At 67.3% G+C, this 22,002-nt stretch carries 25 protein-coding genes; 17 read left to right on the forward strand and 8 right to left on the reverse strand.

Annotated elements, in window-relative coordinates:
- Positions 1 to 15: 15 nt before the first annotated feature.
- Together WM2015_RS02785 and WM2015_RS02790 are read right to left on the reverse strand one after the other, a co-directional pair.
- On the reverse strand, positions 16 to 744 hold the full coding sequence (locus tag WM2015_RS02785; RefSeq protein WP_049724611.1) for a 16S rRNA (uracil(1498)-N(3))-methyltransferase: 729 nt from the start codon (positions 742 to 744) through the stop codon (positions 16 to 18).
- Positions 744 to 2,087, reverse strand: coding sequence for an adenosylmethionine--8-amino-7-oxononanoate transaminase (locus WM2015_RS02790; protein WP_049724612.1), 1,344 nt, complete (start codon positions 2,085 to 2,087; stop codon positions 744 to 746). The genes WM2015_RS02785 and WM2015_RS02790 overlap by 1 nt, the downstream gene beginning before the upstream one ends.
- Before the next feature lie 69 nt (positions 2,088 to 2,156).
- On the opposite strand from WM2015_RS02790, the gene gspG reads away from it, so the two are divergent.
- The 10 genes from gspG to nudE all read left to right on the forward strand — a co-directional run bounded on the left by gspG (position 2,157) and on the right by nudE (position 8,743).
- Positions 2,157 to 2,594 carry a type II secretion system major pseudopilin GspG gene (gene gspG / locus WM2015_RS02795; RefSeq protein ID WP_049724613.1) on the forward strand — a complete coding sequence of 146 codons (438 nt, stop codon included), beginning with the start codon at positions 2,157 to 2,159 and terminating at the stop codon, positions 2,592 to 2,594.
- 7 nt (positions 2,595 to 2,601) lie between these two features.
- Entirely contained in the window at positions 2,602 to 3,108 is a 507-nt protein-coding gene (locus WM2015_RS02800) for a prepilin-type N-terminal cleavage/methylation domain-containing protein (RefSeq protein ID WP_049724614.1), read from the forward strand.
- Positions 3,105 to 3,470: a type II secretion system minor pseudopilin GspI gene (gene gspI / locus WM2015_RS02805; protein WP_049724615.1), complete on the forward strand. Its 366-nt coding sequence runs from the start codon at positions 3,105 to 3,107 to the stop codon at positions 3,468 to 3,470. Before WM2015_RS02800 ends, gspI begins: the two co-directional genes overlap by 4 nt.
- Positions 3,467 to 4,051, forward strand: a complete 585-nt coding sequence (gene gspJ, locus WM2015_RS02810; RefSeq protein WP_049724616.1) for a type II secretion system minor pseudopilin GspJ — start codon at positions 3,467 to 3,469, stop codon at positions 4,049 to 4,051. Before gspI ends, gspJ begins: the two co-directional genes overlap by 4 nt.
- Entirely contained in the window at positions 4,051 to 4,968 is a 918-nt protein-coding gene (gspK, locus tag WM2015_RS02815) for a type II secretion system minor pseudopilin GspK (RefSeq protein WP_049724617.1), read from the forward strand. Before gspJ ends, gspK begins: the two co-directional genes overlap by 1 nt.
- Positions 4,969 to 4,970: 2 nt before the next feature.
- Positions 4,971 to 6,137 (forward strand): type II secretion system protein GspL, encoded by a 1,167-nt coding sequence (gene gspL, locus WM2015_RS02820; protein ID WP_049724618.1) that lies wholly within the window; start codon positions 4,971 to 4,973, stop codon positions 6,135 to 6,137.
- Positions 6,134 to 6,619, forward strand: coding sequence for a type II secretion system protein GspM (gene gspM, locus WM2015_RS02825; RefSeq protein WP_049724619.1), 486 nt, complete (start codon positions 6,134 to 6,136; stop codon positions 6,617 to 6,619). The genes gspL and gspM overlap by 4 nt, the downstream gene beginning before the upstream one ends.
- Positions 6,612 to 7,319 carry a type II secretion system protein N gene (gene gspN / locus WM2015_RS02830; RefSeq protein WP_049724620.1) on the forward strand — a complete coding sequence of 236 codons (708 nt, stop codon included), beginning with the start codon at positions 6,612 to 6,614 and terminating at the stop codon, positions 7,317 to 7,319. The genes gspM and gspN overlap by 8 nt, the downstream gene beginning before the upstream one ends.
- An 88-nt stretch (positions 7,320 to 7,407) precedes the next feature.
- Positions 7,408 to 8,193: an inositol monophosphatase family protein gene (locus WM2015_RS02835; RefSeq protein WP_211260955.1), complete on the forward strand. Its 786-nt coding sequence runs from the start codon at positions 7,408 to 7,410 to the stop codon at positions 8,191 to 8,193.
- Positions 8,183 to 8,743: an ADP compounds hydrolase NudE gene (gene nudE / locus WM2015_RS02840; protein WP_049724622.1), complete on the forward strand. Its 561-nt coding sequence runs from the start codon at positions 8,183 to 8,185 to the stop codon at positions 8,741 to 8,743. Before WM2015_RS02835 ends, nudE begins: the two co-directional genes overlap by 11 nt.
- Before the next feature lies 1 nt (position 8,744).
- Here nudE and WM2015_RS02845 read toward each other — a convergent pair whose 3' ends face one another.
- Both WM2015_RS02845 and WM2015_RS02850 read right to left on the reverse strand, forming a co-directional pair.
- Positions 8,745 to 10,460, reverse strand: a complete 1,716-nt coding sequence (locus WM2015_RS02845; RefSeq protein WP_049724623.1) for a carboxypeptidase regulatory-like domain-containing protein — start codon at positions 10,458 to 10,460, stop codon at positions 8,745 to 8,747.
- On the reverse strand, positions 10,457 to 10,873 hold the full coding sequence (locus WM2015_RS02850) for a CopD family protein (protein ID WP_049724624.1): 417 nt from the start codon (positions 10,871 to 10,873) through the stop codon (positions 10,457 to 10,459). The genes WM2015_RS02845 and WM2015_RS02850 overlap by 4 nt, the downstream gene beginning before the upstream one ends.
- 312 nt (positions 10,874 to 11,185) lie before the next feature.
- Here WM2015_RS02850 and erpA point away from each other — a divergent pair, with 312 nt between their 5' ends.
- The 3 genes from erpA (at position 11,186) to WM2015_RS02865 (ending at position 13,426) form a co-directional block, all read left to right on the forward strand.
- The gene (gene erpA / locus WM2015_RS02855; protein ID WP_049724625.1) at positions 11,186 to 11,527 is read left to right on the forward strand and encodes an iron-sulfur cluster insertion protein ErpA; all 342 of its coding nucleotides are present in this window, start codon (positions 11,186 to 11,188) and stop codon (positions 11,525 to 11,527) included.
- A 63-nt stretch (positions 11,528 to 11,590) separates the two neighbouring features.
- Positions 11,591 to 12,403 (forward strand): hypothetical protein, encoded by an 813-nt coding sequence (locus tag WM2015_RS02860; RefSeq protein WP_049724626.1) that lies wholly within the window; start codon positions 11,591 to 11,593, stop codon positions 12,401 to 12,403.
- 69 nt (positions 12,404 to 12,472) lie between these two features.
- Entirely contained in the window at positions 12,473 to 13,426 is a 954-nt protein-coding gene (locus WM2015_RS02865; protein WP_049724627.1) for a tyrosine-type recombinase/integrase, read from the forward strand.
- A 29-nt stretch (positions 13,427 to 13,455) separates the two neighbouring features.
- Here the strand turns inward: WM2015_RS02865 and WM2015_RS02870 are convergent, their stop codons facing one another.
- Genes WM2015_RS02870 through WM2015_RS02885 form a run of 4 tightly spaced genes read right to left on the reverse strand, consistent with a single transcriptional unit; the run spans position 13,456 to position 18,179 of the window.
- The gene (locus WM2015_RS02870; protein ID WP_169751075.1) at positions 13,456 to 14,613 is read right to left on the reverse strand and encodes a lipocalin-like domain-containing protein; all 1,158 of its coding nucleotides are present in this window, start codon (positions 14,611 to 14,613) and stop codon (positions 13,456 to 13,458) included.
- Complete coding sequence (locus tag WM2015_RS02875; protein WP_049724629.1) at positions 14,613 to 17,060, reverse strand: ABC transporter permease; 2,448 nt, start codon at positions 17,058 to 17,060, stop codon at positions 14,613 to 14,615. The genes WM2015_RS02870 and WM2015_RS02875 overlap by 1 nt, the downstream gene beginning before the upstream one ends.
- A complete protein-coding gene (locus tag WM2015_RS02880; protein WP_211260956.1) occupies positions 17,057 to 17,737 on the reverse strand; it encodes an ABC transporter ATP-binding protein in 681 nt (226 codons plus the stop codon). Before WM2015_RS02880 ends, WM2015_RS02875 begins: the two co-directional genes overlap by 4 nt.
- Positions 17,727 to 18,179 (reverse strand): DUF3429 domain-containing protein, encoded by a 453-nt coding sequence (locus tag WM2015_RS02885; protein WP_049724630.1) that lies wholly within the window; start codon positions 18,177 to 18,179, stop codon positions 17,727 to 17,729. The genes WM2015_RS02880 and WM2015_RS02885 overlap by 11 nt, the downstream gene beginning before the upstream one ends.
- Before the next feature lie 550 nt (positions 18,180 to 18,729).
- Between WM2015_RS02885 and panD the strand changes: the two genes are divergently transcribed.
- From panD to WM2015_RS02905, 4 genes are all read left to right on the forward strand, one after another.
- Positions 18,730 to 19,110, forward strand: coding sequence for an aspartate 1-decarboxylase (panD, locus tag WM2015_RS02890; RefSeq protein WP_049724631.1), 381 nt, complete (start codon positions 18,730 to 18,732; stop codon positions 19,108 to 19,110).
- A gap of 101 nt (positions 19,111 to 19,211) precedes the next feature.
- Positions 19,212 to 20,564 carry a glucose-6-phosphate isomerase gene (locus tag WM2015_RS02895; protein WP_169751076.1) on the forward strand — a complete coding sequence of 451 codons (1,353 nt, stop codon included), beginning with the start codon at positions 19,212 to 19,214 and terminating at the stop codon, positions 20,562 to 20,564.
- Positions 20,565 to 20,689: 125 nt separating this feature from the next.
- Entirely contained in the window at positions 20,690 to 21,079 is a 390-nt protein-coding gene (locus WM2015_RS02900) for an HvfA family oxazolone/thioamide-modified RiPP metallophore (protein ID WP_049724633.1), read from the forward strand.
- Between the two features lie 14 nt (positions 21,080 to 21,093).
- Entirely contained in the window at positions 21,094 to 21,927 is an 834-nt protein-coding gene (locus WM2015_RS02905) for an HvfB family MNIO-type RiPP peptide maturase (protein ID WP_049724634.1), read from the forward strand.
- Positions 21,928 to 22,002 lie beyond the last annotated feature (75 nt).

Consider the following 22,002-nt stretch of genomic DNA (forward strand, 5'->3'; position numbering starts at 1 on the left):
TCTCTATGATTCGTTCTACCAGTCCCCGAAGCGGGTCTGGAGCATGGCGATGGCAGCGGCGCCGGCGGTTTCGGTGCGGAGCACGCGCGGGCCGAGGCGCAAGCCCCGAAAACCCCGCCTGGACAGGGCGTCGCATTCCTGCTGGCTGAAGCCCCCCTCGGGGCCGATGGCGATCAGGATCGTGCGCCCGGATTCGATCTGGAGTTCGGCCGGGCGCAGATCGGCTTCCGGGTCGAGGTAGAGGCCGACCGCCTTGCCGGGCTCGAGCTGATCCAGCGGAATGGGCGAATGCACCTCGGGCACGCGTGCCCGCCCGCTCTGCTCGCAGGCGGCGACCACCACGCCCTGCCAGTGGGCGAGGCGCTTGGCTTCCCGACGCTCGTCCAGGCGCACCTCGCAGCGCTCGCTGAACACGGGCTGGATGGCGGTCACGCCCAGTTCGACGGCCTTCTGAATCGCCCAGTCCATCCGCTCACCACGAGCGATGGCCTGGGCCAGGACGATGTCCAGGGGGGATTCCACCGGCGGGCGGACGGCGCGATCGATCTCGATGCGGCAGCCGTTCTTGCCGATCAGTTCGACGATCCGGCCTTCGTACTCCTGTCCGTCGCCGTTGAACAGCACGACTTCATCGCCGAGCTGGCGGCGCAGGACGCGCAGCAGATGCTTCGCCGGCCCGCTGCCCAGTTCGAGGGCCTGGCCGGCGGCCATCGGTTGATCGTCGTACAGGCGAATGCGGCGCATCAGTCGCGGGTCGCCTGGTGGATGCCCTCGATCGCGACCCGGGCGAGCTGGTCGATCTCCTCGTCATTGATCACGTAGGGCGGCATGAAGTAGACGACGTTGCCCAGCGGGCGCAGCAGGGTCTCGTGTTCGAGGCCGTACCGGTAGACGCGGATGCCCCGGCGTTCCTCCCAGGGATAGGGCTGCCCGTCGGATCGTCCCATTTCCATGGCCAGGATCATGCCGTGCTGGCGGATCTCGTGGACGTTGGGGTGGTCTTCGAGTTCGGCAACGCGCTCGCGCATGCGCTTCGACTTGAGCCGGTTGTCGGCGAGCACGTCGCTGGCCTCGAAGAGGTCCAGGGTGGCCAGGGCGGCGGTGCAGCACAGGGCATTGCCCGTGTAGCTGTGCGAATGCATGAAGGCCTTAAGTTGCTCGTAGTCGTGATAGAAGGCCTGGTAGATCGACTCGCGGGTCAGCACGGCCGACAGGGGCAGGAAGCCGCCGGTCAGGCCCTTGGACAGACACATGAAATCCGGTCGGATGCCTGCCTGCTCGCAGGCGAAAAGGGTGCCGGTGCGGCCGAAGCCGACGGCGATCTCGTCGGCGATCAGGTGCACGCCGTAGCGGTCGCAGGCCTGGCGCAGACGCTCCAGGTAGACCGGGTGGTACATGCGCATGCCACCGGCGCACTGGACCAGGGGCTCGACGATCACGGCGGCGATTTCCGAATGCCGTTCGGCCAGCAGCTTCTCCATGTCCCGGAAACGCTCGACGCTGAACTCGGCCCAGCTCTGGCCCGGTTCCCTCTCGAAGCAGTCGGGCGAGGGCACGACCAGGGGCTGGAGGAGCAGCGGCTTGTAGGTGTCGCGATACAGGCCGACATCGCCCACGGCCAGGGCGCCGAGGGTCTCGCCGTGGTAGCTGCCGGACAGGCAGACGAAGCGGGTCTTTTCCGCCTGGCCCTGATTCAGCCAGTAATGGAAGGACATCTTCAGGGCGATCTCGACGGCGGCGGATCCGGAGTCCGCGTAGAACACCCGCTCCAGGCCCGGCGGGGCGAGCTGGGTGAGGCGCTCGGCCAGCTCGATCGCCGGGGCATGGGAGAAGCCAGCGAGAATGACGTGTTCCAGTTCCCGCGCCTGTTCGGCGATGCGTGCGGCGACGTGCTCGTTGGCGTGACCGAACAGGTTGACCCACCAGGATGAAATGGCGTCGAGGTAGCGATGCCCGTCGTAGTCTTCCAGCCAGACCCCCCTTCCGCGCCGGATGGGAATCATCGGCAGCCATTCGTGGTCTTTCATCTGGGAGCAGGGGTGCCAGAGCGCGGCCAGATCGCGCTCTCGCCAGTGCTGATTGCTCATCGCGTGTTCGCGCCGCCGGGTCGGCGTATCATTGCGGGGGTGGAATTCATCGCAACAAGGTAGCAGAGAATGAGCGTTTTTCGCAGCCGCGCGGCGGCCGGTTTTTCCCTGATCGAGATTCTGGTCGTGGTGGTGATCATCGGCATTCTGGCTGCGGTCGTCGTGCCGCGAGTCATGGACGAGCCGGACCGGGCCCGCGTGACCAAGGCGCGCCAGGACGTGCAGGCCCTGGTCACGGCGCTGAACATGTACAAGCTCGACAACTATCACTACCCGTCGACCGAGCAGGGCCTGGACGCCCTGATTCGGCAGCCTGCGGGCCAGCCGGAGGCCGCCAACTGGAAGCCCGGCGGTTACATCGACCGCCTGCCGACCGATCCCTGGGGCCGTCCCTACCAGTACCTCAATCCCGGCCTGAAGGGTGAGATCGACGTCTGGTCCTTCGGCGCCAACGGCATGCCCGGGGGCGAAGGCACCAACGCCGAGATCGGCAACTGGGAGGGCTGAGCCCTCGATGCGGCGAGCGCGTGGCTTCACCCTGATCGAGGTGCTGGTCGTGGTCGCGATCGCGGCCACCCTGACGGCCCTGGTCGTACTGCGCCTGGGGCAGTGGCGGAGCCCGGACGACCCCGAGTATCTGCTCGAACGCCTGGCGGCCCGCCTGAACCATCAATGCGAGCAGGCGATGTTCCAGGCGAGGCCCCGTGCCCTGCGCCTGAGCGCCGCAGGCTATGACGTCTGGCAGGGCACGGCCGAGGGCTGGCGACCCCTCCCGCCCGACGGCCCGAACCGGCCGCAGGCCTTCCCCGAGGGACTGGAGGTCGAACTCGAAATGAGTGGCTATCCGGTCGAGCTCGCCGAAGTCGAGTTCGACGAGCCAGCCGATATCCGTCCCCAGATCATCTGCCAGCCCCTGGGCGAGCTGACCCCGTTTCGGCTGACCCTGTCCCGCGATCGTCTGCGCTGGCGCCTCGAAGGCCAGGCCAGCGGACGCTTGGACATCGAGTCACCGTCCGCATGAGGGGTCGACGGGCCAGAGGGTTCACGCTGCTGGAGGTGCTGGTCGCACTGCTGGTGGTCGCGATTGCCGTGGCGGCGCTGGCGCGCGTGGGCGCCCAGAGCCTGAGCACCCAGGGCGATGCCGAGGCCCGCACGATGGCGCTGTGGGTGGCGAGCAACGTGATCGCCGAGCTGCGCCTCGACCCGCCGGCGCCGGGCGAGCGGCGCCAGGGGCGAAGCCCGATGGGGCAGCAGGATTGGCACTGGGAGGCCCTGATCCAGCCGGCACCGGGCAACCAGATGCTGCGCGTCGACGTGGCCGTGTTCAACGAGCCGGGGGATCCCGGCCCCGTGCTCTCTCACACGGGGTTCCTGCCGCTGTGAGACGGGCGGACGGGTACACCCTGGTCGAGGTGCTGGTGGCCGTGCTGGTCTTCTCGGTGCTGGCGGCCAGCGCCTACGTGGCCCTGGATGGCCTGAGTCGTTCGGCCATCGGCCAGCGCGAACACGCCGAGGCCCTCGCCGGTCTGCAGTTGGGCGTGGCGCGGCTGGAGTCGGACCTCCGCCAGCTCAGCCAGCGAGCCCGACGTAATGCCCTGGGTCAGATCGAGCCGGCCTTCAGTGGCTCCGCGCGTGGACTGAGCGGTGTTCGCGCCGGCTGGATCAATCCGACCGGCCTGCGCCGTAGCCATCTGCAGCGCTTTGCCTGGCAATTCGAGGGCGGTGAACTCGCCCGCCTGAGCTGGCCCGTGACCGATCCGACGGAGGCCCTGAGCCCGGCGATCGAAACCCTGGACCTGGATCTCGAGGCCGTGGAATGGCGCTATCGGGATTCGACCGGCGCCTGGCACGATCAATGGCCACCGCGCAGCGGCGGCGCCGGCCCGCTGCCCCTGGCCATCGAGGTCCTGATCGACCACGAACGCTTCGGTCGCATCCGGCGCCTGCTGGTGATTTCCTCGTGATGGCCCTCCGTCGCCAGCGGGGCGCGGCCCTGCTGATCGCCCTGATTGCCGCCGCACTGGCCAGCGTGATCGCGTTGGGCCTGATCGAGCGCGGGCAGGGCACCCAGGCCCGCACCCAGGCCCTGCTGGACAATGAACGCGCCTATCAGTACGCCCTGGGCATGGAATTGCTGGCCAGGGATCTGATCGAGCAGGCCCTGTCCGATGGCGCCGATCCGGCCCTCCTCAACGGCGAATGGACCCCGCCCTTCGACGTGCCGGGTGGCTGGGTGCAGGGGCGCTTGTTCGACCAGCAGGCCCGCTTCAACCTCAACGCCCTGGTCCATCCGGACCCCGGCAGCAGCGCCCAGGCCCTGGCCGCCTTCGAACGCCTGCTCGAGCACGTCGGTCTCGATCCGGTCATTGCCCTCGAGCTGGCCGACTGGCTGGAGGGGGCGCCGATCGCCCGACCGGGCAGCGCCGGCAGCGGCGTCTATGCGGCCTTCCGGCCGCCCTATCGAGCGGCGGGCGTGCCGATGGCGCACCCGAGTGAACTGCGCTGGCTTCGTAGCGTCGACGCCCCAGCGGCCGAGCGCCTGGCCAGCCTGACCACGACTCTGCCGCCGACGGAGCAGCGGATCAATATCAACACGACCACGGCGCCGGTGCTGGCGGCCCTGGTGCCCGAGCTGAGTCTGGAAGAGGCCGAGCGCGTGCTCGCGGACGGGCCCTGGCGGGAACTTCGGGGGTTTCTCGGGCACCCGGTCATCCAGGCGCTGGCCACGCCGGGCCTGGAAGCCCGCCTGAGCGTCAGCAGCCGCTGGTACCTGGCTCAGGCGCGGGTCACTCTGGATGGGGTGGAGCGGGACTACTTCGGGCTGATCCAGCTCGGGGGATCGGGTTATGATTTCCGCTGGTTCAGCCAGGGTGTGCCCTGATCATGGCGTCTTCGGCCAAGGAACAAGTACTGGTCCATGCGGCCGGAGACCGTTGGTCCTGGCGGGTGCTGGACCGTGCCGGCCGGGTCCGGTCCGAGGGCGCATCGGCGCCCGAACAGGCCGATTGGCCGAAGGATCTGCCGGTCCATGTGCTGGTCGATGCGGCCCATTGCATCGGCCTGCGTCTCGACCTCCCGCCCATGAGCGCCGCGCGCCAGGCCAAGGCCCTGCGCTGGGCGGCGGAAGAGCATCTGGCCAGCTCCGCGGAGGACGAACACGTGGTGGCGGGCCCACGAGATGCCGAGCAGCGCCTGTGCTGCGTGGTCATCGGCCAGGCTCGCATGAGCGAGCTGATGGGTCGCTTCGAGCCGCTGGCGGTGGAACAGCTGGTGCCCGATGCACTCTGCCTGCCCTGGGCGCCCGGTCAGATCACTCTGGCGTCCTTCGGCGATCGGGTGCTGGCGCGCTGGGGTGACTGGGACTTCGGCAGCTTCGAGCCCGACCTGGTCGCTGATCTGTTGAGCACGCTCGACCCCGAGGCCACTCGAGTCTGGTACGGCGAGGCGCTCCCGGCCCTGGCCGACGATGCCGGCATCGAGCATCGTCCCGACGAGCCCCTGCAGGTGCTGGTCCAGGGCCTGAAGGCCGTGCCGATCAATCTCCTCAGCGGGCCCTTTGCCTCGGGCAGTGCGCGGGCCGCCCGCTCCTACTGGCGCTACGCGGCCGCCGCAGCCGTGGCCGCCATGGTGCTGGCCTTTGCCCATGCCGTGGTCGAGCTCGAACTGCTCGAGTCGCGCGCCGCCGAACTTGCCGGTGAGCTGGACGCGCAGTTCGCCGCGGCCTTCCCGGGCGTCACGCCCGCCGGCCGGCATCGCGAGCAGGCCGAGCGCCAGCTCTCGCGCCTGCGCTACGGCGAGGCGGCCGGTCTGCTCGATCTGATGAACCAGGCCGCTCCGGTGATCGCCGGTCAGCCCGGTCTGGTGCTGGAGGCGATGAGTTTTCGCGAGGGTCGCCTGGAATTTCAGTTGCGCGCCCCCGATGTGGCCGGGCTCGAAGCCCTGGCGCGGCGTTTCCGTGACCTGGACCTGCGTGCCGAAGTGCAGTCGGCCAGCCTGGAGGCCGATGGTGCGAGCGGGCGCCTGTTGTTGACTTCGGCGGGTGGCGCATGAGCGAGTGGTGGAATCGCCTGGCGATCCGGCAGCGGGTGCTGATGATTCTCGCCGCTCTGGTGGCCCTCGGTGCCTTGCTCTTCGTCGAGGTCTGGGAACCGCTGGTCGAGGCCCGCGAGATGGAGCGCGAACGGATCGCTCAGCAGCAGGCCCTGCTGGACTGGCTCGTGGCCGTCACCCCGGTGGCCCAGCAGCTGCGCGGTCAGAGCCAGGCCACCCGTCTCGATCCGGACCAGAGCCTGCTCGGCCTGGCCGATCGGACCGCCCGTGCGGCGGGCCTGGCCGGTGCGCTGACCCGCATCGAACCGGCCGGTGATGGTCAGGTCCGGGTCTGGCTGGACGGGGCCGATTTCGTCGCCATGATGAGCTGGCTGCAGCAGTTGTCGCGCCAGTACCCGATCGAGGTGCAGCAGCTCAGCGCCGATCGCGCCCGTGCCGACGGCCAGGTGAACGTCCGGGTGACCCTGTCGACGAATGCGTAAGCTCCTGATCCTGGCGCTGATCGCGCTGCCCGTATTGATTCTCTTGACCCTGCCGGCCTCCGTGGTCGTGCCGCGCTTCGATCCGCCTGCGGCCCTGGGCCAGTATTCGGGCACGATCTGGTCCGGATCGGCGCGCTGGCGTCAGGTCGGGCAGGTGCCGATGCGTCTGGAGTGGCGCTGGGCCGGCGGTCGCCAGTGGCGCTGGACTGCCTTCGACGCCGGCAGCCGACTCGAAGGACGCTGGTCGCCGGGCTCGGTGCTCAGTCTCGAGGACGTGAGGGGTCAGCTCGATGTGGCGCGCCTGGATCTGGCGCACTGGCTGCGCTTCAGCCGGCCGGAGGGATTTCTGGCCTTCGATCTGGACCGGGCGGAACTGGCCGAGGGCCAGGCGCCCCGGGTCGAAGGACGCTTGATCTGGGAGGAGGCCGCCCTGGTGGGGACCATCGAAGAGTCCCTGGGGCGGATCGAGCTGGTCTTCACTCCGCAGGACAACGAGCTGCTGGCCGAGTTGCGATCGCTCGAGCCGGCGGCGGTGAGCGTGCGTGGCCAGATTCGCTTCGACGCCGAGCGCTACGCGGTCGACCTCTGGTTGCGGGCGCGCCCGGATCGTCCGGATCTGGCCGCCCAGCTCGGAACCCTGGGAGAGCGCCAGACCGATGGTCAGGTGCGTCTGCAGCTGACCGGCGGGCTCGGTTGGTGAGGGGCTGAGCGTCTGATCATGAGCGCGCCGCTGAACTTCGGCGGTGGCTGACCGATAATGCAGTTCCAATCCGTCGAAGCCGATGACCATGAGTGATTCCAAGCCTTTCGATCTCGATCAGACCCTGGCCGTGGCTCGCCGGGCGGCGCAGGCCGCCGACCGGATCGCCCTGGCGTATTTCCGCGGCGAGCTGGAGGTCGAGCGCAAGGCCGATGCCAGCCCGGTGACCGAGGCCGATCGCGCCTGCGAGCGCGCCATCCGACAGATCCTGTTCGAGACCTACCCGGACCACGCCATCTACGGCGAGGAATACGGTCGCGAAGGGTCGGGCCGCTACCTCTGGCTGGTCGACCCCATCGATGGGACGCGCAGCTTCATTCGGGGCCTGCCCTTCTGGTCCGTGCAGATCGCGCTGATGGTCGATTCGGAACTGGTGCTTGGCGTGTCCTCGGCGCCGGTGTTCGGCGAGACCGCCTGGGCCCTGCGCGGGCAGGGCGCCTGGATCGACGATCGCCGGGTGCAGGTCCAGCCCTGCGGGGCACTGGAATCGGCCGATATCAGCTTCGGCAATCTGCGCAGCCTGGCCCGGAGCGAAGCCTGGTCCTGGGCCGGCGAACTGGTCAGCCGGGCCGCACGTTCGCGGGGCTACGGTGATTTCTATTCCTACCATCGCCTGGCCGACGGCGGGCAGGACGTGGTCATCGAGTCCGACGTCAACATCCTCGACATCGCGGCCCTGACCGTCATCGTCCGCGAGGCCGGTGCTCGTATCACCGACCTGGACGGGGCCGAGATCGGCCTGGAGACCACTTCGGTCCTGGCGGCCTGTCCCGAGCTTCATCGGCAATTGCTATCCTCGCGCCATGGACAGTGACAACGAGCGCAAGCTCCCGATCATCCACGCGCGTCGCGAGCGGCGACCGGCCGATCTGTTCAAGGTCGAACAGCTGGATCTGGAATTCTCCAACGGCGAACGTCGCACCTACGAGCGCCTGCTGAGCCGGGGCCTGGGCGCGGTCATCATCGTGGCCATGCCGGACGAGGATCATGTGCTGCTGGTGCGCGAGTATGCCTGCGGCGTGCATCGCTACGAGCTTGGCCTGCCCAAGGGCCGCCTCGAGCCGGGCGAAAGCCTGCTCGAAGGTGCGAATCGCGAGCTGCAGGAAGAATGCGGCTTCGCCGCACGCGAGCTCCGTGAGCTGGGCCAGCTGACCCTGGCGCCAGGCTATATGACCCACGCGACCCACGTCGTGCTGGCCCGTGATCTCTACCCCTCGCGCCTGCCCGGCGACGAGCCGGAGGAGCTGGAGGTGCTGCGCTGGCCGCTGGATCGCCTCGTCGATCTGGTCGAGCGCGAAGACTGCAGCGAGGGTCGAACCATCGCCGCACTCTACATGGCCCGGGACCTGGCCCGCCGATCCTGAATCAGCGCGTCGCTCGGCGCCCGAGTCCGAAGCCCATCAGCAGCAATCCAAGTGCCAGCGCGAGCAGAGCCCCCAGACCCGGACCGGGCACGGGGAAGGTCGGTAGCGGCGGAATGCCGGCGATCGGCAGGCTCAGCGCCTGATTGTCCACCTCGATCTCGATCGGCCCGCCCGTCGGCGTGGTCGTCCAGCCTTTCGTCACCACCGTGTCACGCCAGGCGCGACGGTAGATCAGCCGGGCCGAAACCTCGGCGTTGGTGTTTTCCGTGATGCCGGACAGGTCGAAACGGTAGACCGAGCTGTCGGTCTGTCCCGAGGGGATGCGGGTGTCGCTGCTGACGCCCTCGGCGTCGATGAACAGCACCGGACGCACGGTCGGGCCCTCGCCGTTGATGCGACCTTCGAGCACCCGCGCGAAGCCCTTGCCCGGCAGGCCGGCGAGATCGTCGGGCCCGTCGGTCGAAGTGGCGCTGCCGTAGAAGGGAACCACGTCACCGCCGCTCTGGGTCAGCGGATTGCCGTCGATGCGGGCTTCGATCACCAGCAGGGCGTTGCGGATCGAGATGCCGGTGGGGAAGTGGTGACCGGCGCCGGCGTTGGTGACGTTGGCCGTGACGACCAGCTCCTCGCCCTGCTGGATGGCCTGCAGGTCCAGTTCGATCGCATCGCTCAGGGTGGTCGGCGTGGCGCCGGTGAATCGGTGGCTGCGGCGCTGCTCGGGCGGCCGCACGGGCTGGCCGCCCAGCGAGGAGATCGGTCCCGGCTCGCTGGCCGCCGGCATGTGGCAATCCTGACAGGCCTGGAAGTCCGGACCCTCCACGGCAAAGGGCGAGGCCAGCCATTCGGTGTAGGTGTTCTGGCCCGGCGCGCCCGTGTCGGGGTTGTTGTACTCGTGGCAGGAGGCGCAGAAGCGCGATTCCTTGAACTGGGGCTGATAGGACGCACGCATGGTGCTGAAGCTGACATCATCCAGCGGCCCCCAGACCCAGAACGGCGTGAAGCTGCCATCGTCGGGGAAGCGGTACAGGGTGTTGCCGAGGTGGTGCAGGGCGGAGACGTTCTCGTTGACCTCGGCCATCTGATGGCAGGCGAGGCAGGTCACGCCGTCGAAGGCGCCGATCAGGCCGATCTCGTCGAGGAAGACATTGCCCGGGTTCTGGGCGTCCTCCAGCGGTGCGTGGCAGGTGGCGCAGAAACCCGTGTCGCCCGGGTCGTGGGTGTCACGGAAGACATAGCCGGCACTGCCGCCCGGCGTGCCGGTGCCTGAATAGAGGTCGAGCACCCATTCGTTGACGCCGGCGTTCGAATGGTTCGAATCCTGCCATTCGCTGTGCTGGTCGGCGTGGCAGGCCGAGCAGGTGAAGGATGAGCCCGGCTCGTAGGGTGGTGGCAGATCGTTGGCGGGCATGCGCTGCAGGGTGATGAAGACATCGTCGCCGTCAGCGGCGCTGGCCGCACCGGTGATGTAGTTGATCGCCCGGGACGAGTCATAGGTCGGAACGGCGGTAACGACCACCGAGCCCGCGGGTACGTCGGTGATCACGAACTGACCCGAGGCGTCGGTAAGGACCGGATCACCCGTCGTGGTCTGGATCCGGACCCGGGCGTCGGCGACCGGCTGGAGGTCCGTGGCATCGACCACCTGGCCGGTGATCACGGCTTCGGCCTGGGCAGCGAGGAGCACCGCGCCCAGGGCGGCAATCTGGAATCGATTCAAAACGGTTTCACCACGGCAAGAAGAACGATGAGGATCAGGAATACGGCCGGCACTTCATTGAACCAGCGGTACCAGCGCGAGGAATGGGTGTTGCGATCGGCGGCGAAAACGGCGACCAGGCGCGCGCACCAGGCGTGATAGGCGATCAGTCCCGCCACCAGCACGAGCTTGGCGTGCAGCCAGCCACCCGACAACCAGCCGGGGTTGGCCGCCAGGCTCGTCAGGCCGAAGCCGACGGCCAGTGCGCCGCCGATGTGCGTGATCATCAGCAGGCGGCGCTGCATGATCTTGAACAGGGCCATGGTCTCCCCGCCGGGGTTCTCCGCTGCGTAGACGAACAGCCTGGGCAGGTAGAACAGACCGGCGAACCAGGTCACCACGAAGATCAGATGAAAGGCCTTGAGCCAGAGCATGGATTCGAGTTCGCGTTGCGGCAGACGCCGGCTATTCTGGACCAGTCCCGGCAGGGACTCAACTTGACGGGGGCTCGGGCGGGCGGTATAACAACGGCGCACATGACGTTTTCTTTACGAAAAAAGAACGGCGCTACACGCACTTAACAATCATTGCGCTGGGAACATCCGGTTTGGGGCATTCGATTCTAGCGGCCATCTGGCCGCTTTTTTTTGACCCGAATCGGCCGGTCCGCTGAGGGGAATTGAACTCCCCGTGCCTGACCATCATCTATACTGGCATCACGCTGAAACGAACCGGGAGTTCGCTCGATGTCGACCACAGCCCCCCTGATCTTCACCGACGCGGCGGCCGCCAAGGTGCATGAACTGATCCTCGAGGAAGCCAACCCCGAGCTCAAACTGCGGGTCTATATCACCGGCGGTGGCTGTTCCGGCTTCCAGTACGGCTTCACCTTCGACGACAAGATCGAGGAGGGTGACGTGACGGTCGAAAAGAACGCCGTCACCCTGGTCGTGGATCCGCTCAGCTTCCAGTACCTCGAGGGCGCGGAGGTGGACTACAGCGAGAGTCTCCAGGGCGCGCGTTTCATCATCCGCAACCCCAATGCCAGCACGACCTGCGGTTGCGGTTCCTCCTTCGGGGTGGCCTGACATCGCTGCCCTTTCGATCCGCTGGGTGCCTGAACACGGGCGGCCTCGCCCGGAGTGCCTGCCATGACGGTGCTGGTCGTTCTGATCGGTCTGCTGATCAGCCACCATGCCACCGGCGTTCGGCATCTGCGGCGCTTCGAGGCCTGGATGGGCCCGCTGCACTGGGTGCGCAAGCGCTGGTCCGAGCAGCCCTGGCTGGTGCTGGTCACCCTGATCGTGAGCATCTGGCTGGTCGTCGCCCTCGCCGAGTGGCTGACGATGGGCGCGCTCGGCATGGTGGGCTGGTTCCTGCTGGCCCTGCTGGCCTTCATCTACTGCCTCGGCCCGCGCGATCTCGACCAGGACATTGCCTGTCTGCTCGACCCGGCATCGGATCCAGCGCAGCGCGCCACGGTGCTGCGCGCCATGCAGCTCGCGGAGGGCGACTCGCCTGCCGCGGCTTCGGCTGCGGTCTATCACGCGGCCCTGTCGCGCTGGTTCGGCCTGCTGTTCTGGTTCGTCGTGCTCGGCATCCCCGGCGCCTTGCTCTACCGGCTGGTCCGTGCCGCCCTGCAGGAGCCGCTGGGCGACGAAGCCAGTGCCTGGCTGGCCCGCTTGCGTCTGGTGCTGGACTTTCCGGTGCTGTTCCTGGTTGTCCTGTCGGCCGGGTTGTGCAGCGATCTCGATCGTGTCCACCGTCTCTGGCGCGACGTCCCGGACGATGAGCCGCTCTGGGGCCTGACGCCTCGCATTCTCGATCGGATCGGCGAGGAAATGATCGAGTCGGACGCGGATGTCGATCAGGCGCTGGAATCGGCGCACCGGCTGGTCTGGCGAATGCTGGTGCTCTGGCTGGTGGTCATGTCCCTGTTCCTGCTTGCGGGCTGGCTGGTCTGATCCATTCAGCCTCGTTTGACACCCCCGCCCCGCGGGAGTAATGTGAACCACATCACATTGGGGGTGATCATGGGGCACTCAGAACTGACCACCATCAACGCCTTGATCGTCAGGATGCGATCGAAGCTCGGTGAGCGCGAGCTCAGTCCGCGCGTCCTCAAGGCCTGGCTGTACTGGGCGCGCTGCCTGCTCATGGCGAATACCGACCGGGCGCCCGAGGATCTCGATTCGGAAGACATCCGGCGCTTCGTCGACCAGTTGCATCGTCGACGGCCCCTCAATCCCCCGACGCGCCGCCAGCTGCTCGAGGCCTGCGTTTTCCTGCTGCGCGAGGTGCTGGGCTCCAGCGACGAGGGCCTGCCCTCCCTGCTGGAGTTCGGTGAGCAGGACCGGCAGCCGGTCATTCTCTCGCCAGCAGAAGTCCAGGCCTTGCTCGAGCAGCTCGACGGGACTGATTGGCTGGTTGCCTCGCTGGTCTATGGTGCCGGCTTGCGTCTATTGGAATGTCTCCGCTTGCGAGTGCAGGACCTCAAACCGGATCGCATCCGGGTCTGTGACGCCAGCGGTCGTCCGAGTCGAGAGACCGTGCTCCCTGATCGCGTGCGCGGCCCCATCCGCGCTCACATCGAAGCACTGAAATTGCAGCATATCCGCGAGCTGGCCGATGGCTTCGGCGGCGTGCAACTGCCGCTGGGCATGCGCGCGCCGACGTCGATGAACAAGTCCTGGTCCTGGCAGTTCCTCTTCCCCGGTCCCTACAGCCAGGATCCGAGCCGCCGCGAGCGAATGGCCCTGCGTGGCCACTGTCTCGAGGCCGAGGTGATCGAAGCCATCGAGCGCGCTGCGCGTCAGGCGGGCATCGAACGACCCGTGTCGGCCAATACCCTGCGCAACAGCTTTGCCGCTCACCTGCTCCAGCGGGGCGTGGCGGTGACCGATGTGGAAAAGCTGCTCGGTCTGGAGCCGCGCCGGGCAGCTTCAGCGACGCGGATGGTGGACCAAGCGTCTTCCGCGGTGGCCTGAGCCTCGGCACGCTCAGCTTGGAAGCATGATTATTCAGTGCTCCCTTGACGCTGCCCCCGAAGCGCGGCGTTGCCATATCCGCTCAATTCCATGTAGCCTCGCCCGATCAGCAGTCTGCTGCGCCGATCCTGTGCATCGACCGCGCCCTCCCAGTAGCGGATGGACTCGCGCCATAACTGATCGGGAAAGACCGCCCTGACGCTCAGGTCGAGATCGGCGCCAGGTACCTGAAGTCGCCAGGCGATGGGCCAGTCGATGCCTCGTTCATCGCGCCAGTATTCGACAGCCTCGGCACTGAAGTCCTCGGAACTCAAGCCGATTCGTCCGCCGCTCGGGTCGACCAGGGCGCCGGCCGAGAACGGCGACATCGTTCCATCGTGATGGCGCAGGCGATAGAGCATCAGATCGCGGCCATCGTCCAGATGCAGGGCGAACCAGTCCCAGCCCTGCAGTCCCTCATCGAGCTGGCCCGAGCCCCATTCCCGGTCCAGCCAGGCCAGCCCCGTCACCGGGCCGCTCCAGTCCCGGGTGCGCACCCGCCCCTCGGCCCGCAGGCGCGTATGGGCGTAGTAGCGTGAGGCTTGTCCCGGTGCCGGTCCCTTCTGGCTGTAGCCGTCCAGCCCCTGGAGGACGAGTGGACGGTCCGGCCGGAGTTCGAGGTCGATATCGAAGGTGGATGTCGATGCCCTGAGCAGCCACCCCTCATCCTGGGTCGTGACCTGCCAGTCGTCGAGCCACCAGCGCTCGGCGGTGGCGCCGGCCAGGCCGAGAGCGCCGCGCGCGAATCGTTCCGCCGTGGAGAAGCGTTGCTCGTCCAGATCGCTCAGAGCCAGATGCGCCATCCAGAGCTGGGACGATGACCAGGCCGAGGCCACGGGCGGCAGGGGGCCGAGATTGAAACGGAACAGGGTGAACTGGAAACCGAAGCTTCGGCCCTCCGGACCGTCGATGCGACCGGTGAAATACCACCACTCGTTGCGGTAGCCGTCATGGCTGGCGTGGTCGGCGGGAAAGCTCAGCGGCTGCGGCCCGGTGATGCGCTCGAAGCGCTCGCCCGAGTCCGGCGCGCCGAGGACCTGGGGTAGTTCGATCGCCTCGAGGGTTTCGTCGGGGACCCGCGTCTGCTGCGCCAGCCAGACCAGCAGGGCCAGGACGATCAGGGCGGCCAGCCAACGATCCGCGCCCATCATCGCGCCCTCAGCTGGCCGGCCGGCGGTCGCCTGGCGATCGACCAGGCCGGCAGCAGGCCGCCGAGCAGGCCGGCGGCAGCCGCCAGCGGGAGCAGTTGCAACCAGGGCCCGAGCGACAGGCTCAGGGGAACACTCCAGCCGAAGGCCCTGGGCTGGACCAGGCCGGAGAGCACGCCGTGGATGAGCAGGCTGATCGGAATCGCCAGCAGGGCTGCCACGAGCGCCAGGCCGAGGGTCTGGGTCAGGATCCATGCACCGAGGCCGGACTGCGTCAGGCCCAGCGCCCGGAGCGTGGCGTATTCGCGTCGCCGCTCCAGGCCGAGGGCGAGCAGGGCGCTGACCAGGCAGACCACGGCGATCGTGCCGACAAGGACCGCCAGGGCCTGGGTGATGCGGAAGGTGCGATCGAAGACCGCCAGAGTGATCCGGCGGACCGAGTCGCGAAGGGTCAGGCGCAGGCGCTCGGTCGGCTCGCCGAGGCGCATGGCCATGGTCTCGAGCAACGGCAGGGATTGCCCGGGGCTCAGATACAGGCCCACGCTGTCGCGGGCCGGGTCGGAGAAGCGCACTCGATAATGTGCGCCCCGGATCGCGATCTGGCCGGCATCGCTGGCGTAATCGCGATAGATGCCGAGGATCGAATAGGGACGCAGGCCATCCGGACCCTCGAGGCTGATCGTGTCCGAACGAACCAGGGCCTGACGGCGGGCGAAGGGCTCGGAGATGAACACCGCGCTGCCCGCTTCGAAAGCGGCCCAGTCCTCCGTGCTGCCTCCCTGTAGAAACTCGAAGCCTGTCCTTGCCTGCTCGGGCAGGTCGTAGGCCATGAGTCGGCTACCGTCCTGGCGCCGAGTCTGGCGGACCGAGGACAGCGCAGCGATCTCCGGCCACTGGCCGATGGAATCGATCTGCGCCTGGTCAAGCTCGCGTCCGTCGATGCTCAGATACGCATCGGCCCTGAGCAGGCGTGTGACCCAGTCGTCGACGGCGGTTCGGAACCCGCCGACCATCAAGGCCATGCCGGCGCTCAGGCCCAGGGCCAGGCTCAGCGCGGCCAGGCTGGGAGAGAGACGACGCCTGGAGCCGGCGAGCATGCCCAGTGCCCGCGCCGGCGCGGCATCGGGCAGGAGGCGAGGCAAGCGACCCAACACGGCAAGGCCGAGCCGAGGTGCCAGCAGGGCGCAGGCGCATAGCCAGAGAAAAAGGGCGATCAGGGCGGCGATCAGGCTGTCGCTGATCCAGATGGCGAGCAGGCCGACCATCACCAGGGCCGTCACTGCAATGGCAAGTCCGGCGAGGCCGGGCCCGGGATCGGCCGCCCTTTGCTGGAACGCCGGCGCCTGCCCGGGCTGGATCCGGAATGCCGTTCGCAGCAGGCCGGACACGCTGATGGTGGTCATTCCCAGGGTCAGAGCGAGGATGCCCAGATACAGGGTTCTCGAGGGCAGGATCTGTTGACCGGTGACCAGGCCGTAGAGCTCCGCGGCCGGGCTCTGGACCAGTCCCAGCAGGGCGCGCGCCAGTTCGGTGCCCAGGCCGAGGCCGATCAGGCAGCCCAGAAAGCTCAGGGCGAGGGCTTCGAGCAGCAGCCAGGCGGTCAGACGACCCCGCGTCACGCCGATCGCTCGCAGCATGGCGATCTGGCGCTGGCGTTGAACGAGCAGAAAACTGAGGACCGAGTGGACGACGAACAGACCCACCAGCAGTGCCAGCAGGCTGAGCGCGGTGAGATTGATGCGCATGCCCCGGGTCAGGCGATCGAGACCGGCGCGACGCGTTTCGGGCTCGATCAGCCTCAGATCCTCCGGCAGGTTTGCCTTCAGCCAGGCTTCGGCCTCGGCTGGCGCCGCGATCCAGCTCAGTTGTCCGGGTCGCTCGAGCAGATCCTGGGCGCCGGCGATGTCCATCAGCAGGCGATTGTCGAGCCAGGCCTGGCCGTCGAGCCGCTCCAGGATCTCGACCTTGATCTGCCGTCCCTCGTGGCGCAGGCTCAGCGTCTGGCCAGGGGTCACGCCCAGCCGCTCGGCGGTGGCTGCGTTGATCAGAGCGGCGTCCGGCCGTGCCATCAGGCCTGCGCCCAGGGCCGGGCTGGTGCCGGATTCCGCGCTGGCGCTGAGTGGGTCGGTCGCAATGAGTTCCAGCCGCACGTCTCCCGCGCTGACCGTGGCCGATAGGAAGGGTTGCAGCGCTGGGCTGCCGCGCCGCAGGCGAAGTTCAACGTAATCCCCGTCCTCGAGTTCGCCGCCGGCGCGGGCTTCGATTCGCAGGGATCGGTCGCCGGACAGGGCTCGACTCGCCGCATCGAGCGAATCCAGCAATTGCCCGCGCAGCAGAGCGACGCCGGTGACCACGGCCACGCCGGCGGCGATTCCGATCAGTGCCAGCGCCAGCTGCGCGGGGTGGCGGTAGAAGAAGCGGCGCGAACTGCGCAGGAGGAGGGTCATTGCGCCGCTTCGAGCCGGCCTCGTTCGAGGCGGCAGACCCGATCGAAGCGGTGGGCGATGGACGCATCATGGGTGACCATGATCAGCGAACAGCCGACATTCCGGACGCTGTCGTCGAACAGCTCGAGCACCCGCTCGGCGTTGTCCGGATCGAGATTGCCCGTTGGCTCATCGGCGAGCACCAGCGCCGGACGGTGGATCAGCGCCCTCGCGATGGCGACGCGCTGACGCTCGCCGCCGGACAGTTCCTCGGGAAGCCGCTGTTGCAGCTGGTCGATGCCGAGGCGTTCGCAGAGTTCGCGGATCGCCGTTGCGTCGGTCGGCTGCTGATTCAGCCAGGGCACCAGCGCGATGTTGTCGTAGACGCTGAGGCTGTCGATCAGATTGAAGTCCTGGAACACCAGGCCGATCTGCCTGGCGCGTAGCCGGGTTCGCCCGGGCTCGGGGAGCTCGCTCAGACAGTCCGGCCCCAGCCAGATGCGGCCCTCGTCGGGCTGGTCCATGCCGGCGGCCAGGTGCAGCAGCGTGCTCTTGCCGGACCCGGAGGCCCCCATGATGGCCAGGCGCTCACCCGGTGCCAGGCTGAGGTCGAGCGCGCTCAGGACCTGGACCTCCTCCCGACCCGAGCGGAAGCGCCGGCTGACCTGCTCGAAGCGCAGCAGAGCGTCAGAGGGCACGGCCGGTCGCGATCAGCCAGGTGAGGACGAGCAGGGCGATGACGGTGCTGCTCAGGCCCAGCCGCAGTCGACGGTACCAGCCCGGCAGCGCCCGAAGCTTCCAGGGCGGATCCACGGCCAGATGCGCGGCGAAGCCCGCAGCGAGCAGCATGGCGGCCCAGGCTTGTGGCAGCAGCATGGCGGGCCAAGCGCCGAGCAGGATGAGGTTGCTGGCAATCAGTCGCGAGGACCGAGGTGCAGCGGACTGCAGCTCGCGCTGCCAGAGCGTGCCGCAGAGGAAGGCAAGGATCAGCAGGCCGTAGCCGATCAGCAAGCGATCCAGCCAGTCGGGTGCGCCGGTCAGGCGGGTCAGGGCCAGACCCGCGAAGGGAATGACGCCCGCCCAGCCGAGGCCTCGGGTCGTGGTGATCCAGCGATCGCTTTCAAGAGACGTTCGAGTCATGACCAGGCTCCTTGTTCGGCGCGTCGAAAATGACAAGCGACCCTTTTGCGCCAGTGTAAGCCGCTCGACGCCAACGCGATGTAGCTGCTATAAATAAGAAAGCCCCTGACCGGGAGCCGTGGTCAGGGGCTTGAGAGACATCCGAAGCGGGGGAGGGAGTCAGGGCCTTGGAGGGTCCGCCTCGAATGCGGGGTCAAGTATCCAGTCCGGTGGTGAACCGGTCGTGAACGCGACGGGAGTCGATACGGGGCAGGGAACTTTTCCACGTGATGTGCGTCTCACTCCTCGAGCGCTGTGGGTTACGCGACATCGACCGAGGATTGGAAGTAAGTTTGGCAAATCTGCAAAAGTTGTGGTAGACTTGCCACCAACCTTGGTAAAACCGCAACGTTTTGTCGAGGTCGCAGGGCGCGAAGCGAGGTACATCACTCCGATAGATTGCCCCTCCCCGGTTCGGGGAGGGGTTTTTTTTTCGCCCTCGCGGACCCATCTGCAAGTCCGAGCGTGCGTCAGGCGCTCACTTCGAGACTGTCACCCAGAGACCAATGCCATGCAGATTCAATTGCTCAAGGCCAAGATTCATCGCGCGACCGTGACCCAGGTCGAGCTCGACTATGAAGGTTCCTGTGCCATCGACGAAGACCTCCTGGAGGCCGCCGGTATCAGGGAATACGAGCAGATTCACATCTACAACATCACCAGCGGCGAACGTTTCGTCACCTACGCCATCCGTGCCGAACGCGGAACCGGAGTGATCAGTGTCAATGGTGCGGCGGCCCACAAGGCCAGCGTCGGCGATCTGGTGATCATCGCCGCTTATGCGGGTCTGGATGCGGCAGAGGCCGAGCGCCACGTACCCAGCCTGGTCTATCCGGATGCCGACAATCGCATCATGAGAACCGCGGGCAGCATTCCGGTACAGGCTGCCTGATCACGCGAGTGTTGCAAAAAAGCGACACTCCGTCGGTTCGCGAGTTACTCGAAGCCGACCCCGAACGTCCCCGCCGCCACAGTTGGCGGGGCGACAACTGGTTGTTTGACTGGTCGCGCGTGCCGATCGATGACGCTGCGCTCGACGCGATCATCAGCGAACTCCGGGAGGTCGGCCTCGAATCGGCTACGCAGCGCCTGTTCGCGGGCGAGCAGGTCAACCCCAGCGAAGGTCAGTCCGCGACCCATACCCGGCTTCGGCAGCAGCCACGTCCGGAATCGACCCGGCGATTTCTCGAGCAGGCCGAGCGCCTGCATTCGGGCCAGGCCGGTCTTTCGGATCTCATCCATATCGGCATCGGCGGCTCGGATCTAGGCCCACGTCTGATCGATCGGGCGCTGGCCGAGGGCGACAGTGCGCTGCGTGTTCACTGGCTCTCCAGCCTGGATTCTCGAAGCTGCCGAGCGCTGTTGAGTGAACTCGACCCGGCGAGCACCGGCATGGTGCTGGCGTCGAAATCCTTCACCACCGAAGAAACCCTCGTTCAGGCCGCCGTTGTTCGTGACTGGCTGGGCCCGGCCTGGGCCGAGCGCAGCTGGGCGGCGACGGCGCGCCCGGATCGAGCCCGTGAGTTCGGCCTCCCCGATGAGGCGATCCTGGGCTTCCCCGATAGCGTTGGCGGGCGTTTCTCGCTCTGGTCCTCCATCGGAGTCAGCGCGGCCGCGTCCATCGGGCGGGAACGCTTCGAGTCGCTTCTCGACGGTGCGGCCGAGGCCGATCAGGCCTTCCTGGCGGCGCAGGGGGACCTGGGTGGCCAACGCGAGTTGGCGACGATGCTCGCCGTGCTCCTGCACCATTTCCGTCGCGGCCTGGATCGGCCGACCCTTGGCGTGATTTCCTATGAGCCGCGACTGTCCCTGCTGGGGGATTTTCTGCAGCAGCTGATCATGGAAAGCCTGGGCAAGGGCGCCGATCTCGATGACCGGCCCCTCGATCGGCCAACCGCCCCGCTCGTGTTCGGCGGCATCGGAACCGGTGCCCAGCACTCGATCTTCCAGGCCCTGCACCAGGGCGCCGACGATCATTCCTTGATCCTGGTCGGCACCGTGCGGGATCGTCAGGCCGACCCCGCCTGGCAGCGCACGCAGCTTGCGCACCTGCTTGCCCAGGCCCAGGCACTGGCCTTCGGTCGTCAGGAAGGGCGGGCTTGTCAGCGCATGCCCGGCAATCGTCCCGTTGCCCTGCTGCTCGGCCGGGAGCTCGACGCTCGTTCCCTGGGCTACCTGCTGGCCAGCTTCGAGCACGCCGTGTTCGCGCTGAGCGTGCTGTGGCAGATCAACCCCTTCGATCAATGGGGTGTCGAAGAAGGCAAGCGCCTGGCCGGGAACTTCAGCCGACGACTTGCATCCGATGAGCCTGATCTGGAAGACTTCCCCGACGCCGGATTTTTTTGAAAGCATTTGGCAAGCCCGGCGGTCTAGTGCTTTATCCCCTCGGTAGGTCCGAGTGGATCGCGGTCCGGTGACAGGCAATGCTCGGGCCATTCCGTTTTTTTGATTCAAGACGATGGAGAACAACGATGGCTGACAAGAAGCTTCTGATTTCGACCCTGGGCACCGTGTCCGCACTGACCCTTTCGGCCGCTGCCGTGGCCGGACAATCCGCGGGTGAACAGCTGTTCCAGGCCGATGCCCTGGACGCCGGTTTCATGCTCGACCAGCCGAACTTCGGCGAAGGCTCCTGCGGTGAGGGCTCCTGTGGAGAAGGGTCCTGCGGTGAAGGCGAGGGCCATGACGAAGACAGCGAGGCCGAGGGCAGCTGTGGCGAAGGCTCTTGTGGAGAGGGCTCCTGCGGCGAAGGCAGCTGCGGCGAGGGTGCCTGTGGTGAAGGCGAAGGCGACGACGACAAGGATGCCGAAGGCAGCTGCGGAGAAGGTTCCTGCGGCGAAGGCTCCTGCGGCCAGGCTTGAGCGCCCCATCGTCCATGAATCCGGGCCGGCTCCCTGTCGAGGGGGCCGGCCTGGGCCTGCGTCGGGCCCTGCTCGGCCCGCTGCGGGAGTATTCAGGTCCGGCGCCGGACTTCCTGGAAGTGGCGCCGGAGAACTGGATCGGCGTGGGCGGAAGTCTGGGTCGCAAGTTTCGCTACTTCACCGAGCGCTACCCCCTGCTGGTTCACGGTCTGTCCCTGTCCCTGGGGGCGCCCGAGCCACTCGATGAGGGCTTTCTCAAGCGCCTGCGACATTTTCTCGATGCGCATGAGGCGGTCTGCTACTCGGATCACCTGAGTTACTGCTCGGAGCACGGTCATCTCTACGATCTGATGCCATTGCCCTTCCTGCCGGAAACCGTCGATTGGGTGGCGGATCGGATCGCGCAGGTCCAGGACCATCTCGGCCGGCAGATCGCCGTGGAGAACATTTCCTACTACGCCTCGCCCGGGGCGGAAATGAGCGAACTGGACTTCGTCAAGGCCGTGATCGAGCGCGCCGACTGCAAGCTCCTTCTCGACGTCAACAACATCCACGTCAACAGCGTCAATCATGCCTATGACGCGGAGGAGTTCCTGGCGGGGATTCCGGCCGACCGCGTCGCCTACATCCACGTCGCCGGGCACCATCACGAGGCCGAGGACCTGATCGTCGATACCCATGGCGCTGCCGTGGTCGATCCGGTCTGGAACCTCCTCGCCTCGGCCTATCGGCGCCTCGGCCCCGTTCCGACCCTGTTGGAGCGCGACTTCAACTTTCCCCCGCTGGAAGAGCTGATGGCCGAGGTCGACACGATTCGCCGCTTGCAGACCGTCGCTCAGGCCGCCTGAGCCAGCCAGTCAGACCCTGCCGGGGCGCTCGGAAACGCGTTCCGGACCCGAATGATCCCCTTTCGCACTCCTTGG

This window comes from Wenzhouxiangella marina (assembly GCF_001187785.1).
GTDB classification, from domain to species: Bacteria; Pseudomonadota; Gammaproteobacteria; order Xanthomonadales; family Wenzhouxiangellaceae; genus Wenzhouxiangella; species Wenzhouxiangella marina.

Coding starts and splice junctions, on each gene's coding strand:
- WM2015_RS02885 (WP_049724630.1), bottom strand. CDS start 18,179: ATGACTCGAACGTCTCTTGAAAGCGATCGCTGGATCACCACGACCCGA.
- gspM (WP_049724619.1), top strand. CDS start 6,134: ATGAGCGAGTGGTGGAATCGCCTGGCGATCCGGCAGCGGGTGCTGATG.
- nudE (WP_049724622.1), top strand. CDS start 8,183: ATGGACAGTGACAACGAGCGCAAGCTCCCGATCATCCACGCGCGTCGC.
- WM2015_RS02905 (WP_049724634.1), top strand. CDS start 21,094: ATGAATCCGGGCCGGCTCCCTGTCGAGGGGGCCGGCCTGGGCCTGCGT.
- gspI (WP_049724615.1), top strand. CDS start 3,105: ATGAGGGGTCGACGGGCCAGAGGGTTCACGCTGCTGGAGGTGCTGGTC.
- gspK (WP_049724617.1), top strand. CDS start 4,051: ATGGCCCTCCGTCGCCAGCGGGGCGCGGCCCTGCTGATCGCCCTGATT.
- gspL (WP_049724618.1), top strand. CDS start 4,971: ATGGCGTCTTCGGCCAAGGAACAAGTACTGGTCCATGCGGCCGGAGAC.
- gspG (WP_049724613.1), top strand. CDS start 2,157: ATGAGCGTTTTTCGCAGCCGCGCGGCGGCCGGTTTTTCCCTGATCGAG.
- panD (WP_049724631.1), top strand. CDS start 18,730: ATGCAGATTCAATTGCTCAAGGCCAAGATTCATCGCGCGACCGTGACC.
- gspN (WP_049724620.1), top strand. CDS start 6,612: ATGCGTAAGCTCCTGATCCTGGCGCTGATCGCGCTGCCCGTATTGATT.
- WM2015_RS02850 (WP_049724624.1), bottom strand. CDS start 10,873: ATGCTCTGGCTCAAGGCCTTTCATCTGATCTTCGTGGTGACCTGGTTC.
- WM2015_RS02865 (WP_049724627.1), top strand. CDS start 12,473: ATGGGGCACTCAGAACTGACCACCATCAACGCCTTGATCGTCAGGATG.
- erpA (WP_049724625.1), top strand. CDS start 11,186: ATGTCGACCACAGCCCCCCTGATCTTCACCGACGCGGCGGCCGCCAAG.
- WM2015_RS02875 (WP_049724629.1), bottom strand. CDS start 17,060: ATGACCCTCCTCCTGCGCAGTTCGCGCCGCTTCTTCTACCGCCACCCC.
- WM2015_RS02835 (WP_211260955.1), top strand. CDS start 7,408: ATGAGTGATTCCAAGCCTTTCGATCTCGATCAGACCCTGGCCGTGGCT.
- WM2015_RS02785 (WP_049724611.1), bottom strand. CDS start 744: ATGCGCCGCATTCGCCTGTACGACGATCAACCGATGGCCGCCGGCCAG.
- WM2015_RS02790 (WP_049724612.1), bottom strand. CDS start 2,087: ATGAGCAATCAGCACTGGCGAGAGCGCGATCTGGCCGCGCTCTGGCAC.
- WM2015_RS02800 (WP_049724614.1), top strand. CDS start 2,602: ATGCGGCGAGCGCGTGGCTTCACCCTGATCGAGGTGCTGGTCGTGGTC.
- WM2015_RS02870 (WP_169751075.1), bottom strand. CDS start 14,613: ATGGGCGCGGATCGTTGGCTGGCCGCCCTGATCGTCCTGGCCCTGCTG.
- WM2015_RS02900 (WP_049724633.1), top strand. CDS start 20,690: ATGGCTGACAAGAAGCTTCTGATTTCGACCCTGGGCACCGTGTCCGCA.
- WM2015_RS02860 (WP_049724626.1), top strand. CDS start 11,591: ATGACGGTGCTGGTCGTTCTGATCGGTCTGCTGATCAGCCACCATGCC.